The sequence below is a fragment of the Paenibacillus sp. FSL H8-0261 genome, assembly GCF_045040645.1.
Taxonomy (GTDB): Bacteria; Bacillota; Bacilli; order Paenibacillales; family Paenibacillaceae; genus Paenibacillus_AQ.
Window position 1 is genome coordinate 5558528 of the sequence record NZ_CP150297.1, and the last position, 19564, is coordinate 5578091.

The 19564-nt window shown below is 44.5% G+C and carries 15 protein-coding genes; all 15 read right to left on the minus strand.

What is annotated here, in order from left to right:
* Positions 1-61: 61 nt before the first annotated feature.
* Entirely contained in the window at positions 62-1063 is a 1002-nt protein-coding gene (locus MHI27_RS24795; RefSeq protein WP_405174900.1) for a stalk domain-containing protein, read from the minus strand.
* A gap of 2 nt (positions 1064-1065) precedes the next feature.
* On the minus strand, positions 1066-1746 hold the full coding sequence (locus MHI27_RS24800) for a hypothetical protein (RefSeq protein ID WP_076286466.1): 681 nt from the start codon (positions 1744-1746) through the stop codon (positions 1066-1068).
* Positions 1747-1771: 25 nt separating this feature from the next.
* The gene (locus MHI27_RS24805; protein ID WP_405174901.1) at positions 1772-3604 is read right to left on the minus strand and encodes a polysaccharide biosynthesis protein; all 1833 of its coding nucleotides are present in this window, start codon (positions 3602-3604) and stop codon (positions 1772-1774) included.
* A gap of 41 nt (positions 3605-3645) precedes the next feature.
* Complete coding sequence (locus tag MHI27_RS24810) at positions 3646-4332, minus strand: CpsD/CapB family tyrosine-protein kinase (protein ID WP_042191248.1); 687 nt, start codon at positions 4330-4332, stop codon at positions 3646-3648.
* Positions 4313-5092 carry a YveK family protein gene (locus MHI27_RS24815; protein ID WP_405174902.1) on the minus strand — a complete coding sequence of 260 codons (780 nt, stop codon included), beginning with the start codon at positions 5090-5092 and terminating at the stop codon, positions 4313-4315. The genes MHI27_RS24810 and MHI27_RS24815 overlap by 20 nt, the downstream gene beginning before the upstream one ends.
* A gap of 125 nt (positions 5093-5217) precedes the next feature.
* Positions 5218-7239 carry an S-layer homology domain-containing protein gene (locus MHI27_RS24820; protein WP_405174903.1) on the minus strand — a complete coding sequence of 674 codons (2022 nt, stop codon included), beginning with the start codon at positions 7237-7239 and terminating at the stop codon, positions 5218-5220.
* Between the two features lie 137 nt (positions 7240-7376).
* Positions 7377-8159, minus strand: a complete 783-nt coding sequence (locus MHI27_RS24825) for a tyrosine-protein phosphatase (RefSeq protein WP_042191253.1) — start codon at positions 8157-8159, stop codon at positions 7377-7379.
* 104 nt (positions 8160-8263) lie between these two features.
* The gene (yihA, locus tag MHI27_RS24830) at positions 8264-8920 is read right to left on the minus strand and encodes a ribosome biogenesis GTP-binding protein YihA/YsxC (RefSeq protein WP_405174904.1); all 657 of its coding nucleotides are present in this window, start codon (positions 8918-8920) and stop codon (positions 8264-8266) included.
* A 12-nt stretch (positions 8921-8932) separates the two neighbouring features.
* Entirely contained in the window at positions 8933-11296 is a 2364-nt protein-coding gene (lon, locus tag MHI27_RS24835) for an endopeptidase La (RefSeq protein ID WP_042191259.1), read from the minus strand.
* 291 nt (positions 11297-11587) lie between these two features.
* Complete coding sequence (lonB, locus tag MHI27_RS24840; protein WP_341124288.1) at positions 11588-13297, minus strand: ATP-dependent protease LonB; 1710 nt, start codon at positions 13295-13297, stop codon at positions 11588-11590.
* A gap of 736 nt (positions 13298-14033) precedes the next feature.
* Positions 14034-14705 (minus strand): type IV toxin-antitoxin system AbiEi family antitoxin domain-containing protein, encoded by a 672-nt coding sequence (locus tag MHI27_RS24845; RefSeq protein ID WP_405174905.1) that lies wholly within the window; start codon positions 14703-14705, stop codon positions 14034-14036.
* Between the two features lie 131 nt (positions 14706-14836).
* On the minus strand, positions 14837-15964 hold the full coding sequence (ispG, locus tag MHI27_RS24850; protein ID WP_036685055.1) for a flavodoxin-dependent (E)-4-hydroxy-3-methylbut-2-enyl-diphosphate synthase: 1128 nt from the start codon (positions 15962-15964) through the stop codon (positions 14837-14839).
* 109 nt (positions 15965-16073) lie between these two features.
* Positions 16074-17330, minus strand: coding sequence for an ATP-dependent protease ATP-binding subunit ClpX (gene clpX, locus MHI27_RS24855; RefSeq protein WP_042130648.1), 1257 nt, complete (start codon positions 17328-17330; stop codon positions 16074-16076).
* 12 nt (positions 17331-17342) lie between these two features.
* Positions 17343-17933 (minus strand): ATP-dependent Clp endopeptidase proteolytic subunit ClpP, encoded by a 591-nt coding sequence (gene clpP, locus MHI27_RS24860; protein WP_036685049.1) that lies wholly within the window; start codon positions 17931-17933, stop codon positions 17343-17345.
* A 284-nt stretch (positions 17934-18217) separates the two neighbouring features.
* Positions 18218-19552 (minus strand): trigger factor, encoded by a 1335-nt coding sequence (gene tig, locus MHI27_RS24865; RefSeq protein WP_076286460.1) that lies wholly within the window; start codon positions 19550-19552, stop codon positions 18218-18220.
* Positions 19553-19564: the final 12 nt, after the last annotated feature.

A 19564-nucleotide genomic window follows, 5' to 3' on the forward strand; every position in this document is an offset into this window, starting at 1 on the left:
ATTACCCCACCCTATAACTTTACTCCTGCTGTATTTAATATTACATTGAAATGGCGGGTCTTTAACCCGCCATGCCCTCAGCTATAGTTTTACCTAATTGAAGCTGTGCTTCAAACTCATCTCTATAATGCTGAATAATACCCGTACTATATCCATTACTGTTCAGTTTTTGTTCAGTGTCGGCAACTATACTATTGAAGCTAGCACTAAACGAGGATAGTTGTTGTACACCTTTAGCCTTAATGCTCTTTTTACTCGCTTCATCTTTTGCTCCGAGATACTCTAATGCAATGCTCATTAATGTTGATTGGCTTTGATCTTTAAGCGCAGTAAGTTTGGCTTCCGCTTCACTAGTAATGGTCTCATACGATACCTTTCCAGTTCCGGCAGCACCTCCTGCTGCACCACCTGTTGAATCGGTTGGTACTGGTGTCGCTACTGGAGATGGATCCTTAGTGCCACCTTGCTCTTGATACGCCTTAGAAGCGGCAGTAATGGTTTTCGTCTTCTGATCCCAGCTAATGTTATGACCTACAGATTCCGATAAAAAACGTATAGGTACATATAAAGAGCCATTCAAGATGAAGCTGGATTGGCCTGCAGGCAGTGCCTTGGTTGCACCGTTAAATACATAACTTGCCTTAACTTGATTGAGTAAAAGATTCTTAGATTCTGCTGAAGCACTAGTACCATTTGTTGCATTCATTAAATACTCTTTAATCACTACTAGCTCTGAACTGTTAGGCTCTGCTACGGTAACCTTAACGTTCTTAGCATCCCAGCTCACACTCTTCTGTATGGCATATGACATAAACCGCAATGGAACATAAGTTGTATTGTTATACATAAACACGTACTGCCCTACTGGTGGTTGAATGCTAACACCGTCAAAAATCATCTTTACATTCATACTTTGTACTTTGACCGTAGCTGTTGCCACCTTAGTTGTTGCATTTGGTACCGCTGCTGCTGATACGGAAATAGGAGCGGATGCCGTTAAGGGTGCTAACCCTATTGATGCTATTAACGATAGAGCTATGACTGGTAGCGTTGCTTTAGACATACTTATTCACTTCCCTTTTCTTTCGCTTTTAATTGCTCTTCTTCTTTAAGAATTTGATCACGTGTCTTCCCTTGACTCACACCGTACTTCTTAGCAACCTGTGAAAGCTCATTGTACTGTTCTTCGGATACTTTACCGAGGATGATACTGCGTGCTTCCCGCTTCTCGTCAATGGTTAAGCCACCTTTGGCCAAATCTTTTAGTCGATTGATATCAGATACACTTAGTTGACCGAGTACAATAGCAGCTACATCTGCTTTATCCTTCATCGTTACATTCTCTTGAATTTCTTTAGCTTTATCTGTTGAAACCTGTGCCGTATATCCATCTGAAGAGGTATCTTTTTGATCTGTTGATGGAGCTTTCGTAGGTTCACTAGTAGTAGAAGCTGTTGTATCTTTTCCTGTTTCTCCAGTATCTTTGCTTCCCTTATCATCTGTTGATGGAGCAGGTGTTGCAGAAGCTACAGGTTCGACCTTATCATCTGCTACTGTTTCTTCAGGTGCAGTTCCTTGATCTTGCCCACCACTAACTTGATCCTCAGACTCCAGATCAAAACCATCTGCCATTGAATTCATCAGCTTATCCACAGCATAATTAGCAGCGAACAGACCACCTACACCCAGAACTACAATGATTGACAGCGTCCATAAAAGGATCTTTTTCCATCGTTTGTTGAACACTTATGTATCCCCCTTTATGAATGATTTAGCTGATAGCAACTTGGGCAACGGGCTGCATCGGTACAATCTGATTGATTATTTCGCGAATAACTTCAGGTTCTTCAGCGAGAACACGTTCCAAACGTTTGAATTCCAGTTCTAGCTGATTCAGACTTATTACATTAGGTCTACCGATAAAGATTCTTCCGTGATCTGTAGAGCCTAAGTTCTCTTCATCTGTTAACAGTTCTTCATATAACTTCTCGCCCTCACGAATACCGGAGAACTGAATATCAATATCCCTATAAGGTTCATAACCAGAGAGTGTAATCAAATCTTCTGCTAACGTTAGAATCTTTACTGGTTCTCCCATATCCAGAATGAACACTTCGCCACCTTTGGCAAAAGAACCCGACTGGATTACAAGCTGAACAGCTTCTGGAATCGTCATAAAATATCGGACCATTTCCGGATGAGTAACAGTGACTGGTCCACCAGCAGCAATCTGCTCTTTAAAGGCCGGAATTACACTTCCACGACTACCAAGCACGTTCCCAAAACGCACGGCTGAGAACTTCGTGCTACTTGTGGTATGCAGACTTTGCACATACATTTCAGCAATACGCTTAGTTGCACCCATCACACTCGTTGGGTTTACCGCTTTATCCGAAGAGATCATTACAAATCTCTCCGCACCATATTTATCTGCACAATCCGCAACATTCCTTGTTCCGAAGACATTATTCTTAATGGCTTCAGAAGGGTTCCGCTCCATCAATGGAACGTGTTTATGTGCTGCCGCATGAAAGACAACATGTGGCTTATGGCTACTGAATACGTCCATCATCCGACTGCGGTCCTGTACATCCGCGATTACGGTAACAATATTCAGATCAGGAAACTTCTTACGAAGCTCCATTTCAATCATATAAATGCTGTTCTCTCCGTGTCCAAGTAACATTAACTTGTCGGGACCAAATGGGGCAATCTGCCGACAGAGCTCTGAACCAATAGATCCACCAGCCCCCGTAACTAACACAGTCTTGTGGTGTACATAACCTAGAATACTGTTCAAATCTGCTATTATCGGTTCACGGCCTAGTAAATCTTCAACGCTAACATCTCGCAGTTTCTTCACTGATATTTTTCCCGCGATCAGATCGTTAAGCGCCGGTATAATCTTAAGTTTGGCCCCTGTCTTCTTCGCCAGATTAATAATTTCAGAGATTTCAGTACGTGAAACGGAAGGCATAGCGATAATAATCTCATGAATTTCCCGTTCTTTCACAATAGCGGGAATCGCGTAACGATTGCCTAACACTGGCACACCCAGTATAGACATATGATATTTATTGATACTATCATCAATGAAGCCTACTAGCTTGGTATGAGCAAAAGAAGGTCCCATCATTTCCCTGGCAATTAATATTCCACAATCGCCTGCACCTACAATTAGTGTATGGGTCTTAGTGTCTTTGTAATTGATTCGATCATTATGAAGTACTCTCCACAAAAATCGAACTCCACCTACTAATAAAAGAATAGTCTCCATCGACCGAACTTCTATGGCAAGAGGTACTCTATCCGGCAAAATTAGATACGCCAGTGCAAATGAAAATAAAGACCCTACTACAATAGCTTTAGAAACCGATATAATCTCACCGATACTGGCATATTGCCACATTCTTCGGTAAAGACCGAAGTATATCAGGCTTCCACCGAATGCAAATGTTGCAATCAAACCAAATTGCAGCATCTGTACAACGTATTCCTGAAGAGCATGGTTAGGGTACCGAAACAAATAAGATGTCACAATACTGAACCAAATGATCGCAAGATCAATGAAGAATAAAAGAATCACTCTAGATTTCGCTGTCATTTTCAGTGCCTCCAAAAACAACATTATTGTTAAAGAACAAATCAATTTCCATAGTAGTAGTAATAGTAACCTTCGCTGGCTTTACGTTTTACATTATTGAGAACCACGCCAAGCATTTTCGCACCTACACGATCAAGGTTAGCTTTAGCTTTTACAGCAATATCGCGTTTCACCTTGCCATAGCTGACAACCATAATGACACCATCACTCTTGGAAGCCATGATCTGCGCATCTGTAACCGCCAATAACGGTGGAGTATCAATAAGAATGACATCATAACGCTGGCGCAAGTCCTGCAAAAGAGTACTCATCCGATTAGAAGCCATCATTTCTGCTGGGTTCGGAGGAATCGGTCCTGAGGTCATAATGGAAAGATTGGAAACACCAGAATCTTGGACAGTATCCTCAAGAACCGCCTGCTGCGACAGTAGTGAAGATAGCCCAAATCGGTTACTAAGCGAAAAAGTCTTATGTGCTGTCGGTTTTCGCAAATCACCGTCAATCAACAATACCTTCTTATCTGCCTGTGCGTAAGCCGCAGCTAAATTAGCAGAAACTGTTGATTTACCTTCCTCCGGTCCGGACGAAGTTACCATGATTACTTGGATAGTCTCATCTACAGAGGAAAAATCAATATTCGTGCGTAGCGCACGAAACGCTTCAGATACAGGGGAGCGAGGGTTCGTAACGGTAATCAGATGTCTTTGTTTATTTGGCAGCTGTGACATGTTCGAGTTCGCCCGCCTTTCTGGATGTTTGCGTCTGTGCCTGTGTTGCGCCTTGTTTGCTTTCTTCTGAACCCAATCTTGTAATCATCGCTATCGTTGGTAGACCAAGATATTTCTCAATATCGGCTTCAGTCTTCAGCGTATCGTCCATGTATTCCAGCAAGAAAGCAATCCCTAAACCAATCATCAAGGAAACGATGAAAGCTATAGCCATATTCATTAAGACATTCGGTTCTACGGGTCTTGGCTCGTTAAGTGGATTCACTTTGGCCTCATTCAGAATCGATACGTTCTCCACGTTAAATAGGTTAGGAATCTCATCCTTGAATACAAGTGAAATGGCATTCACGATTTCAGCGGCTCGCTGATACGAATTATCTCGAACGACAAGTGTCATCACCTGCGTATTATTGACGGAGCTCACATTAACCTTCTTCAACAGCTCTTCTGCAGTAATATTGAACTGCGGATAATCTCTCGTAACAATATCAAGGATGGCCGGAGTCTTAATAATTTCCTTATACGTATTAATCAATTGAATATTAGTATTAATCTGGTTCAAATCAAGCTGCGCTGCTGCCGATTGATTCGGTGTCTGGTTAACAATAATCTTAGTGGATGCTTCATACACCGGATTCTTAATATACAGACTGTACACACCAGCAACACCGCACACCAAAACAACTATGCTAACAATCAGCCATAGTCTCTTCCTGACGATCTGAAAATAATCGCGAAGATCCAATTCTTGTGATGACAAGTGTAATTACCTCCAAGCTATTTCTGAAATATTTCGTTACTATATTACAGCACTTCCCTATTGGCAAAAAATTGCCTCCTCTCACCTACATGAGAGGAGGCTGTATACTATACTTTTTAATTTACTTACTTGAAGTTAATAGTACGGTAGATAATTACTGCTGCTTCAGCACGAGTTGCCGTATCGTTCGGGTTGAACTTACCAGCATTTCCGATAACCAAGTTATGATCTGCTGCGAATGCTACGCCATCTCTCAAAGATGCGCTGATCTTAGCAGCATCGGAGAATTGGCTGATTGCCGTTACATTCGTTGTTGCAGCTGGATTGATAGATTTCACTGCGCGGGAGATCATAGTTGCCATCTCTGCACGTGTGATAGTTGCATTAGGATCGAACTTAGCCGCACTGCGTCCAGTAATGATTCCTTTTTCTGCTGCAACTGCTACATATGGTGCATACCAAGCAGTTGAACTTACATCGCTAAAGCTTTGTACAGCTGAATTATTCTCCAGGTTAAGCGCACGAATCAGCATTTTAGCGAACTCTGCACGAGTTACATTGCTCTTCGGTGCGAATTTACCTTCGCCTACGCCTTCAATCGCGCCTTTTGCAGCTACGACTTGAATTTGTTTGCCAGCCCATGCTTGTACACTAGCAATATCCGTAAAGTTTACTTTATTCTCAAGCACTGCATAGGATGAGAAAGTATCACGTGGTTCTACGATGAACTCTCCGTCAAGAACACCACCTTGGAATTGCAGGCTACCGTATACAAGCTTCGCTACGGACAGCAATTCTTTATCAAGACCATCAGTATTCTTAAGCGGAAGTTTAATGGTGATTGGTTGTTTGAATGTGCTAGTCGCTACACCATCCACACTGAGTCCGAACTCGTATACATCCGAAGCCAATTTCAGTTTGGTAACAGAAGTTACCACTTCTGGTTTAGCAGTTGTTACAGTCAATGCGATTGCTGTGCTGAACTGACTCACTGGAATTGTTACGGTTACGCCATTAAAGGTTACTGCGATATTCGCAATGCCATTAGTCTTAGCTGCTTCAACAATAGCTTTGGACAACGGAACTTCAACAGTAGGCGCAGTGATCGTGCCAAGATTCAATGTCAGCGTAAGGGCAGTACCTTCTTTACCGGCAGCTTTAGCTGCAGCAGCAAGATTAGCCAATGCATTGATTGTATCGGTATCTACCAATTTCACAGTTGCTTTACCATCTACTACTTGTACCAGTTTAGATACATCATAAGTAGCAGCGGCTGCCAGCTTCTGATCCACAGTTAGTACAGGTGGAGTTGTTACGGAACCTGAACCTGAAGTGCTAGGATTAGTCGGTGTAGTTGTAGATGATTTAAGATAGGCATTATAGTAAGCTTTCGCCAGAACTAGCGCGGCTGCTTTTTCATTAGTAAGTCTAGATTCAACGTTATTCTTGGTTGCTGCAATCATATCTTTTGTAATCTTAAGTTCTGCTAGAGACGCTCTCAAGGAATAGTTGGCAGTACCAATGGTGCTGTCGAGAACAATAGTCTTCACTTGATTCGCCAATTCACTGTTCGGATGAATAATAAGGTCAGCCAGATCCGTTTCTGATTTTCCTTTTAGCAGGTTGATTAGTTTCTGTTCAACACCGTTTGAACCAAAGATGAAGCTGTAAACTTCTTCAACGGAAAGATCAGTTATACCAGCTTGTTTACCGATCTCCTTAAGTAGTGCTTGATAAGCCTCATAATTTGGGGACTTCAGAATATCTGTCACTGCGGATAAATCCGGAGTATAGATAGACGATACTACTTCTAAATAGAGATCAAACAATGTAGCTTTTTGTTCAGCGCTGAGCTCAAGTTGAGCCAAAACAGGTGCAAAGTCTGCTTCCAGTTGTTCACGTGAAAGAGTTTGAAGCTCAGTACGGAAATCACGAAGCGTCTGCTTATCAGCATCAGTAAGCGTGCTATAAAGCTTCGTTGCACGCTCCTTCAAGCTTGCAAAATCCACGCTAGTCGCAGCAGATGCTGTTCCAACGATTCCAAACTGCGCTGCCAATCCTTTGCTGCTAAGCGGAAGTCCTGCTACTGCAACCGCTGCCATGCTAACTGCCAATGTTGATACTACTAGTTTCTTTTTCAAAGTCACTAAATATCCACCTCTTTATATGTATTTAAATTCCTTTTGTTACTATAGTCCTAGACTATTTCACCTTATGTCTACACTATTACGTATATCAACGATTCACCCAATAAAACCCATTCTACCACTATTAGGTAGATTAGTCAGCCCTTTCGGGAAAAAATCCCAAACAATTTGTGTCGATTCCCCCTTTTTTGTACGTGATTACCACGAATAACCTCTCCATTTGCCACAATTTGCTGAGAGTTCTCGCGCATATAGTCGCGCACCTCAGGACCTAATTGTTTCTCTAAAACCACATAAGCAGCATGTAATCCAAAAGGACGATGAACACTGTCATGTGCATCAGAGGCCAACACATGTACTGCATTTCTACGACATAACTCCAGGGATAGCTTCTGAAGTTTATTCCCGAAGACGCCTGCAAGACTTTGTGCGGTTACCTGACCAAGTGATCCCAGCTCTATCAATCTTTCTAACTTAGAAGGATCGGCAGCTACTTCAGCATTACGCTCCGGATGGGCGATGACCGGAACGAACCCTTGAATGATCAACTCGTGACAGATTTCTTCCATGTTGCGTGGGACTCGTGAAGAAGGCATTTCTAGCAAAATATACCGCGAGTCTGCAAGACTTAGCAGTTGCCCCCGCTCCAGATCATCCAGTAAATCTCCGTACACTCTGATTTCCTGACCTGGAAGAACAAGCAGTGGATTGCCATGCTGACGAAGTTTCTCATTCATCAGATCCACTGCTTCTCTTATACTAGCAGAGTTATTCATATATTGACCGTTGGCGTGATGTGGTGTGGCAATGACGGATGTAATCCCGTCCCTATAGGCGTCTTGCGCCATGGCGAGAGCGGATTCCCAATCAGTAGCTCCGTCATCCATAAAGGGTAAGATGTGGCAATGGATATCTTTCATATGTTATCTATCGGTCCCTTCACATAGAAAATTTAGTTTTACCCACAAAAAAATACAACCATTCCCAAATGGAATGGTTGCTTGATTGTAAATGAGTTCTTGTCTTATGCTTCAGTAGATTCCTCTTGCTGAGGTTCATTTCCATCTATTTCAGCATCTTCAGAATCTGGAGAGGAGAGAACATACCCATCAATCAATCCCCAAAGTTCTTCTTTACCAAGGCCAATCTCTGAAGAGAATGGAATGAAATTATCCCCTGGCAGCACGCCAAGCTCCTGCTTCATGATCTTGATATGCTTTTGCCAGCGAGTCTTCGGAATCTTATCCGCCTTAGTCGCTACTACACACATAGGAAGATCATAATGCTTCAACCAGTCGAACATCATCTTATCATTGCTGGTCGGCGGATGACGCAGATCCACGATGAGCAGAACAAGCTTCAACGTATCGCGCTCAGATAGATATTTTTCCACCATCTTGCCCCATGTTGCACGTTGCGTCTTCGACACTTTAGCATATCCGTAACCTGGAAAGTCAACAAAATACATGGTGTCTTCATTGATACGGTAATAGTTCATATGCTGGGTCTTACCTGGAGTGGAGCTTGTCCGAGCCAGATTCTTGCGGTTAATCATTCGGTTAATGAGGGAAGACTTCCCTACATTGGAGCGCCCTGCCAGAGCAACCTCTGGCAAAGCATCATCAGGGTATTGATCAGGGCCAACGGCACTGATTATAAATTCGGCAATATTAACTTTCATAGGACTTCCTTTCTAATGCACACTACTCGGTGGCTCACTGCTAATTTCATTATGATGCTCAACTAACGCATGATGCAAGACCTGATCCATGTTAGATACTGGTATGAACTCCACATCATTACGTACGCTCTCTGGAATTTCTTTCAGATCACGTTCATTGTCTTTAGGAAGAAGGATCTTTTTATATCCAGCACGGTGTGCAGCTAAAGACTTCTCTTTCAGTCCACCGATCGGCAATACACGTCCACGCAGGGTGATCTCACCGGTCATGGCCACATCTTTCGAAACATAACGCTTCGTAAGTGCGGAGATCAATGCGGTAGCAATCGTAATCCCTGCAGATGGGCCATCCTTCGGAATCGCACCTTCAGGAATGTGGATATGAATATCGATCTTCTCATAAAAATCGGGCTGGAGTCCCAGCTCCTCCGCCTTCGAACGTGTATAACTGAAAGCGGCCTGCGCCGACTCCTTCATTACATCGCCCAGTTGTCCAGTAAGCGTCAGCTTGCCCGTTCCCTGCACGACAGTTACTTCGATCAACAGCGTATCGCCACCAACCTCAGTCCAGGCCAGTCCAGTTACTGTGCCAATCTGATCTTCAAGCTCCGCCATACCGTAACGGTATTTCGATGCACCCAGGTAATCCTTGATGTCATCCGGCAGAATGACTACACTTTCTTTTTCCTTGGACACAATCTGTTTCGCGGCTTTGCGGCATAACGCTGCAATCTGCTGCTCCAAATTACGCACACCGGATTCACGAGTATATTCACGCACGATACGCAATAAACTGTCGTCTTCGATGATCAGCTGATCTTCTGCAAGACCATGGTTCTTCTTCTGCTTCGGCAAAAGATAACGGCTACCGATCTGCAATTTCTCCAGTTCCGTATAACCCGGAATGAACAGCATTTCCATCCGATCGAGTAGCGGACGCGGAATGTTATGCACTACATTCGCTGTTGTAACAAACATAACGTTCGATAAATCAAACGGCAACTCGACAAAATGGTCACTGAACGTATTATTCTGTTCTGGGTCCAATACCTCAAGCAATGCTGAGGATGGGTCGCCACGGAAATCTGCAGCCATTTTATCAATCTCATCTAGCAGGATAACCGGATTAATCGTTCCCGCCGTCTTCATACCTTGAATGATTCGGCCTGGCATCGCACCCACATAAGTCCGGCGATGACCACGGATCTCCGCTTCATCACGCACACCGCCAAGCGAAATGCGAACGAACTTACGATTAAGTGAACGTGCGATGGAACGAGCCAGTGAGGTTTTGCCCACACCTGGAGGCCCTACAAGACATAGGATCGGACCTTTTAGCTTCTTCACCAACTGCTGAACAGCTAAATATTCCAATACCCGTTCCTTTGGTTTTTCCAAACCGTAGTGGTCCTCATCAAGTACCTGTTCTGCCTTCTTGATGTCAAGGTCATCTTCTGTCTGTTCATTCCAAGGAAGACCCAGCAGCCAATCCACATAGTTGCGAATTACGCCACCTTCCGCTGAGCTCACTGGCATTTTTTCCAGACGATCGATTTCCTTCTCCATCTTCTCTTTCACGCGTTCCGGCAAATTCTTCTCTTCCATGAGATTCCGCAGCTCTTCCGCTTCTCCCACCCGGCCTTCCTTCTCGCCGAGTTCTTTCTGGATCGCTTTCATTTGCTCGCGCAAATAATATTCCTTCTGCGTCTTCTCCATCTGCTTCTTCACACGTTGATTGATCTTACGTTCAAGCTCCAGCACTTCACGCTCATTATTCAGAATATCAAGAAGCTTCTCTAGCCGTTTACTTACATCAATCGTCTCAAGAATTTCTTGCTTATCCTTAATCTTTAGCGATAAATGACTCGTAATAACATCCGCAAGACGACCAGGCTCCTCAATATCGGATACAGCAGCCAGTGTCTCTGGTGTCACTTTTTTGGATAACGTTATATAGTGTTCGAACTGATTAAGTACTGTACGCATCAGCGCGTCACACTCTTGATCGCCATCTTCCTCTTCTGGTAGCTCGCGCGCCATAACCTCATAATACTCATCATTATCGATATAATTAATAATTTCGGCTCGTTCTACACCCTCAACCAGTACACGAATCGTACCGTTTGGCAGCTTCAGCATTTGCCGCACATTCGCGACAGTACCGACCCGAAAAATATCGTCCTGACCAGGCTCTTCAATATTCACTTCCGACTGTGAACACAGAAGAATTAAATTATCTTCAACCATAGCTTTTTCTAGTGCCCGAACTGACTTCTCACGGCCCACATCCAAGTGAAGAACCATGCTTGGGTACACAAGAAGACCTCTTAGCGGTAATAAAGGAAAACGACGACCTTTTGTTTTATTTGTCATCATCGCTTTCGCACCTCCCATGGCTCTCAATTAATCTCATATGAATTCATTCTAACAAAAGCAGCCCCAAAACACCAACAAAGTACTTGCAATTTAAGAATAAACAACCTTATTATCCTTAAAAAACGGCAACGTTTCTCCAAGAAATGTAAGGATTATGGAAAGTGTGAATCTATACTTTAAAAAAGGAAGCAGCAGACACGCCTGCGGCTCCCTTTATTTAACATCGACAAGTCTCGATTTACTTATCGAAACCATAACACCCTAGCTTACATTTTAGGTAATAATTTAAGCTCAACCCTTTGCAGACTCGCCAGCGGCATCAGCCTTCAGGAGTGAAGGTGCTGCTGAGAATAACTCTCCAGCTACTGCTGGAAGCCTTACATCTGCTGTATCGGCGCCGAACAGATGACGGAATACTTCTTCCACCGTTTCCATTGGAATGACGCGTAGTGGGGCGAGGTCAGCGAATAGGGACTGCCAGTTTTCTTTTGGAATAAGCACCGTAGTAGCTCCTGCCTGAAAAGCAGCCTCCACCTTCGCAATTACACCACCAACAGGCTTCACACGCCCATGAATACCTATCTCACCAGTGATCGCTACGGTATTATCCACTGGAAGACCACGAATAGCGGAGACGATAGCAACTGCCATCGCAACCCCTGCTGAGGGTCCGTCAATGGGTGTTCCACCTGGAAAGTTCACATGCAGATCATAACGGTCTGGTTCCAGATTCATAGTACGCAGTACGGTCAATACGTTCTCAACGGAGCCTTTAGCCATGCTCTTTCTCCGAATCGTGCGAGAACCTCCACCGATCTCTTCCTCATCTACTACTCCGGTTACGTTCAATCTACCTTGACCGTTCTGCGCAGGTGCTGCGGATACTTCGATCTCGAGCAAGGTGCCCATTCCCGGTCCATACACTGCAAGTCCGTTAACCAATCCAATCTGCGGCGCGGAAGGAATCTTGCGCTCTGTTCGAAGTGGAAGCTGGCTACTGCCTGCCACCCATTCTACATCAGCAGCATTTAGCGTATCTCTCTGCTCCGTCAGCGCTAATCCAGCTGCGAGCTGAATCATATTGACTGCCTCCCGGCCATTTGTTGCATATTGCTGCACAACAGTGACTGCTTCAGGGCTTGGCTTCAGTCCGATCTTCTGTATCGCGTCACGCGCGATGACTGCAATCTCATCCGGCAATAGCGGACGGAAATAAATCTCCATGCAGCGTGAACGCAGCGCGGGAGAAATCTCATCCGGGGAACGCGTAGTCGCACCTACTAACCGGAAATCAGCAGGTAAGCCATTTTGAAAAATATCATGAATATAAGCCGGAGTATTATTGTCCTCCGAATTATAATACGCGCTCTCTAGTAGAACCTTCCGGTCCTCCAGCACCTTTAGCAGCTTATTCATCTGAATGGGGTGAAGCTCACCGATCTCATCCAGAAAAAGAATCCCGCCATGCGCCTTCGTCACCGCTCCTGGCTTTGGCTGCGGCACACCTGCTACGCCCATGGCTCCAGCACCTTGATAAATAGGATCATGCACCGATCCGATTAACGGGTCGGCAATACCACGCTCATCAAAACGAGCGGTCGTCGCATCAATTTCAGTGAATTTGGCGTCACTTTTAAAAGGGGAAAGGACATTTTTTTTCGCCTCTTCCATGACCACGCGCGCCGCTGCAGTCTTGCCGACTCCTGGCGGACCATAAATAATCACATGCTGCGGATTAGCACTACATAGTGCGGCCTTCAGGGCACGGAGCCCATCTTTTTGCCCAACAATATCTCCAATAGAAGCCGGCCTAGTTTTCTCCGACAATGGTTTGGTTAGTGAAATCATACGCATCTTCCGTAGTTTATCCAGTTCCTTACGCGACTCTCGGTCTACCGCCGTCTTGTTTGTCTTCTGACCCCGCAGCAGATTCCAAAAGTATACGCCGATAACCAGCGCGAAAAAGAGCTGCACGATCATCACAACTATACTTAATTCCATAGGTCATCCTCCTGTTTCGTTCAGTCTACCTTTCCACCTTTGGCTACTATTAGGTAGTATAGCCGTTTCGGTAATTAGTAAACGCACAATTGAGGATTTGTTGAATTGTTGGTGTAGGACAAGTAGCAGGAATTTATAAATGGGGGGTTGAAAGTTCTAAGGAGTGCTAGATGCACCTCAGATTCTTCACCACCCCCTCTAGCTGGAAGATGAGTATGAACAGTCATAGACCTTGGAGCTACGTTCACGTTCGGTAGGCCCCTATTTCTGTCGACTGTGTGCTCAATGGCGTTAAGTCATCTATGGAAGAAGCTTAAGATGGTCTCTAAGCGGATAATTAGGGATTTCCTCCCTGATTATATGTTGTTTATGGACTCTAGGCTGATAATTAGGGAATTATTCCCTGATTATCAGCCAAAATGGTTATAAATAAGGTGAATCGCTCATTTATTAGGGAGGTTTTCCCTAAAAAGATCGATTTGGAACGATATTAGGCTTTTTTCAGGGAGGTTTTCCCTAATTATTTATTAATGCTTCAAATTTCGCTCCATAGTACACATCTTACGGCACTCCTCACCACATTCCTTATCACATTCCATACTAACTACATATAACATACCAACTTCCTTACCATACTCCATACCCCACTCCTTCTAATCAAGTCATTCGCACTTCCAGCATCCCATCTGCAGGTAATTCCTTAAACATTAGCCCATCAACCATTAAACTTACTATGTTAATCCCAGTAATAAAGGACATCACGAGCCAGCCTATACTCAACATTTTTAACACCGATCCCTCTTCTCACAGGCTTCAACCAGCCCTTTTCACACAACTTCATCAACATCAATCGTACCGTTTTGGGGTCTATAGCAAAATACTCTGCTACATCTTTGGGACGAACTGTCCCCGCTTGGCGAACCACTAATCGCATGATTTCCTTCTCAGCAAATAGTAATTTTCCATGCGGTGCATCTACAATTAAGTAACGGCTTAGCACCACACGCAGCAGTGTAATGCATAGCTCTGGGCGTTGTTCCACATCGTCATAGGCAAATGAAATTACTTGGTAACCCATTCCGTACAGAAACGTCTCACGATTTAGCTCATTACAATACTTCAGCCTGTCCATGTCCCTCACATGCGCTGCATACCCTTTGATCTCGAACAAGAGCTTGATAGGCCCCGGCAAAAAAGCATAATCCGCGAAATAAGATCGTCCGCGCCAATCCAGCACTTCATACTCCGGATGTAGATCATTGAAATCTCCACGAAGCGGCCACCATACATTCTGTAAAAACATTTCTTCGGCATGACGATGCCCTCTCTCTAGCCTTCCTCGTCGTTCCCCATTCCTGCTTGCTAGATGTTTCTCAATAAATGCTTCATGGGCTTGTTCATAATGCATTCGATGTTCCCCCTGATTAATTTATTCCACGCAAAAAAACGCCCCGTTCCCACCACCGGATATACCGGGGTGTAACAGGGCGTTCTTCGCCACTTATTATGAATTGAATCATTAATTCGTAAAAGACCAAATTACTTTGATTGCACCGGAGGTGCAAGATTAGCGTGAGCGCGGCCTGGGATTTCTCCTGTTGCCTCATACGCTACAACAATCGCATCAATTTCCTTCTTCAGCTCGTTCACGAGTTCCGCTTCAGGCACCTTACGAATCATCTGACCGTAACGGAACAACAAACCTTCCCCACGGGCACCAGCAATACCAATATCCGCTTCACGCGCCTCACCAGGACCATTAACGGCGCAGCCGAGCACGGATACTTTAATAGGCACCTTAAGCTTCGAAATGTATTCTTCCACCTCATTAGCGATGGAGAAGAGATCTATATCAAGTCGTCCGCATGTCGGACAAGAAATGAGTGTTGCCGCGTTAGAGATCAGACCAAAGGTCTTCAGCAGCTCACGTGCCACCTTAACTTCTTCCACCGGATCAGCGCTAAGCGAGATACGCAGAGTGCTGCCGATGCCCATAGAGAGCAGTGCACCGATACCCGCGGAGCTTTTTACTGTACCGGCAAACAAGGTGCCGGATTCTGTAATCCCAAGGTGCAGCGGATAAGGAATAACTTCCGCAGCCTGACGATAAGCTTCGATGGCCATTGGCACATCGGATGCTTTTAAAGATACGATAATGTCGTGGAAATCCAGCTCTTCCAAAATACCAATATGGTACAGTGCGCTTTCTACCATAGCTTCTGGAGTCGGATATCCGTATTTCTCCAAGAGATGATTCTCCAAAGAACCGGCGTTTACACCAATCCGAATCGGAATTCCTTTTTCTTTACACGCTTTAACTACTGCTTCTACCTTCTCCCGACGACCGATATTGCCCGGATTAATCCGTACTTTATCGATGCCGTTCTCAATAGCCATCAGCGCGAGCTTATAGTTAAAATGAATATCCGCTACGAGTGGGATATGAATCTGCTTCTTGATCTCCTTAATCGCGGCGGCTGCCTCTTCATTGTTGACAGTAACGCGTACCAGTTGGCAGCCTGCTTCCTCAAGCCGTAAAATTTCGGCTACAGTAGCCTCCACATCAGCTGTTTTGGTTGTACACATGCTTTGAATCGCAACCTCGTTGTTTCCCCCAATAATGAGCCCGCCAACATTGACAGGACGGGTTTGGTGTCTCAAGAACATGATTTTTCTCCCCCATAACGCCAAAGCTCCACCCCTTCGCAACCGCTAGTGAAGCGGGATAAGCGGAAGAAAGGTGGAGACAGTGACATGTATTGTTAAGGTAAGCAGCTTACGCGCTTTCCTCTTTCTTTTTGTCTTTCTTAAGGTTCAATTCAGGCAAAGCCTTCTCTTGAACGACCTGCTCCGTGATCACACAATCCTTAATATCATCGCGTGAAGGAACTTCATACATCACATCAAGCATGATACTCTCAATAATCGCGCGCAGTCCACGGGCTCCCGTATTGCGTTTGATCGCTTCCTTGGCAATCGCTTCGAGTGCCAACGGTTCGAACTTCAGCGCTACGTTATCCATTTCCAGCAGTTTGATGTATTGTTTCGTGAGTGCATTCTTAGGCTCGGAAAGGATACGCACCAGCGTATTCTCATCAAGCGGCTCCAAAGTCGAGATGACCGGTAGACGGCCTACAAATTCAGGGATTAATCCGAATTTGAGCAAGTCTTCAGGCAATACCATCGACAAATATTCGCCAGGCTTGAGATCCTTTTGTCCTTCAACCGCTGCGTTGAAGCCAATGACTTTTTTACCGATACGGCGTTTAATCATTTGCTCCAGACCGTCAAAGGCACCGCCTACGATGAACAAGATGTTCGTCGTATCAATTTGAATAAACTCTTGATGAGGATGCTTACGACCACCTTGTGGAGGTACGGAAGCAACCGTTCCTTCGAGAATCTTCAGAAGTGCCTGCTGTACACCTTCACCGGATACGTCACGAGTAATGGACGGGTTCTCGGATTTACGTGCCACTTTATCAATCTCATCAATATAGATAATGCCGCGTTCGGCTTTCTCCACATCATAATCTGCCGCTTGAATCAGCTTAAGCAGAATGTTCTCAACATCCTCGCCGACATAACCAGCTTCCGTTAAGGAAGTAGCATCTGCAATCGCAAATGGAACGTTGATAATCTTCGCCATCGTCTGTGCGAGCAAAGTTTTACCCGAACCTGTTGGACCGAGCAAAAGAATATTACTCTTCGTCAGTTCAACATCTTCGATTTTGCTTTGGCTATTCACACGCTTATAGTGATTGTAAACTGCAACAGACAGCGATTTCTTCGCTTGCTCTTGACCGATTACATATTGATCCAAAATATCGCGGATTTCCTTTGGTTTCGGAATATCCTTCAGATCAAGCTCTTCCTCATGACCGAGCTCTTCTTCCACGATTTCCGTGCAAAGCTCGATACATTCGTCACATATATAAACGCCCGGTCCTGCTACAAGCTTACGAACCTGCTCTTGTGATTTGCCGCAAAAAGAACATTTCAATTGCCCTTTTTCATCATTAAATTTAAACATCTAACCACCCCTTTAAGATTTCATCGGTGAAGAAAGAACCTGGTCAATAAGCCCATATTCCTTGGCTTCTTCCGCGCTCATGAAGTTATCGCGGTCTGTGTCCCGTTCGATTTTTTCAAGGGGCTGACCTGTGCGATCTACATAAATTTGATTCAACTTCTGTTTCGTCTTGAGGATCCAATCGGTATGAATCCAAATGTCGGACGCTTGACCTTGAACACCACCGAGCGGTTGATGAATCATAACTTCGCTGTTAGTCAGCGCGTATCTTTTGCCCGGAGCCCCAGCTGTTAAAAGGAGCGATCCCATGCTTGCCGCCATCCCTACACAAATGGTTGAAACATCCGGTTTGATATATTGCATCGTATCGTATATACCCATGCCGGCTGTTACTGAACCACCGGGTGAGTTGAGGTACAAGTGAATGTCCTTCTCGGGATCATCTGCTGCAAGGAACAGCAATTGAGCAATAACCAGATTGGCGACATCATCGTCAATCGCACTGCTTAAGAAAATAATGCGATCCTTGAGCAATCTGGAATAGATATCGTATGAACGTTCCCCACGACTTGTTGATTCCACAACCATTGGTACCAGACTCATGCCACCAACCTCTTTTCTCTATACAGATTAGTCTTATCGTTTCAAAAATATTTTAACACGTTCACGGCCCGATGTCATTTTTTCACTACAGCAGACCTGTCCACCGCTTGTGATAGTGACGTCATCACGCCAATTTCCTTAATACCATACGCTCATACGGATACCTATGTAATCACATATATCTGTGCCCGAGGATAAAAATAAGGCACGTAACGAAACTTACGTGCCTTATCATATCTGTATGGAGGCCGATTGCTCGGCCGTTCTAGGTAGTTTGAAAAATCTTACTCAGCTTTAGCGTCTTCAGCAGCTGGTGCTTCTTCTACTGCTTCAACTTCTACACTATTGCTAACAAGGAAATCAATGGTTTTGCGCAAAGAAAGTTCTTCGCTCAAGCTGCCCAGTGAACCGTTAGCTGCCAAGATGCTGCGAATTTCTTCTGGAGTACGTTTGTAAGCTTCAGCCATAGTAGCCAACTCTTCGTTAACTTCTTCTTCAGAAACTTCAATGTTCTCTTGTTTAGCGATAACTTCCAGTACCAGGTTGTTGCGAACGCGTTTTTCAGCATCGCCTTTCATTTGGTTCTGCAAGTCTTCACGAGTTTGACCCGAGAAGCTAAGGAACATATCCATGTTCATACCTTGTTGACGAAGACGAGTGTCGAAGTCACGAACCATGTTCTCAACTTCGCTGTTGATCATTGCTTCTGGGATCTCAACTTCAGCGTTTGCTGCTGCTTTATCAACAACTGCGTTCTCGCGAAGGCCTTTCAGTTCATCCTGTTTACGGGATTCGAGCTGAGCTTTCAGATCTGCTTTGTACTCTTCCAAAGTTTCGAATTCACTTACATCTTTAGCAAACTCATCATCGAGTGCAGGAAGTTGTTTGCGTTTGATTTCGTGCAGTTTCACTTTGAATACTGCTTTCTTACCCGCAAGGTTCTCTGCATGGTATTCGTCAGGGAAAGTAACTTCAACATCTTTGAAATCTCCAGTGGACATTCCCACTACTTGCTCTTCAAATCCAGGAATGAAGGAGTTGCTACCAAGTTCAAGAGAATGACGCTCAGCTTTTCCGCCTTCGAACGGTACGTCATCAACATATCCGTCAAAATCGATCACAGCGATGTCGCCGTTAGCTGCTGCTTCTTCTTCAACTACTACGAGTTCAGCATGACGCTCTTGCAGACGAGCAAGCTCAGCGCTCAGCTCTTCTTCAGTCACTTCAGCTTTTTGTACTGGAACTTCCAGACCTTTGTAATCGCCGAGCTTCACTTCAGGTTTAACCGTGATCTTCGCTTTGAAGATAAAGGATTGACCTTTAGCAAATTGCTCAATATCAACTTCAGGACGGTCTACAGGGAAGATGTCAGTTTGTTCAACTGCTTCACCGTAAGCTTCAGGAAGAAGAATGTCGATTGCATCTTGGTACAAGCTTTCTACACCAAAACGGGATTCAAAGATCGGGCGTGGCACTTTACCTTTACGGAAGCCTGGTACGTTAGCTTTCTTAACGACTTTGTTAAAAGCTTTATCAAGTGCTGCTGCAACGCGTTCTGCGTCAACTTCTACTTCAAGAACTCCAAGGTTCTTCTCTATTTTTTCCCATGTTGCTTTCATATTATACTTTTC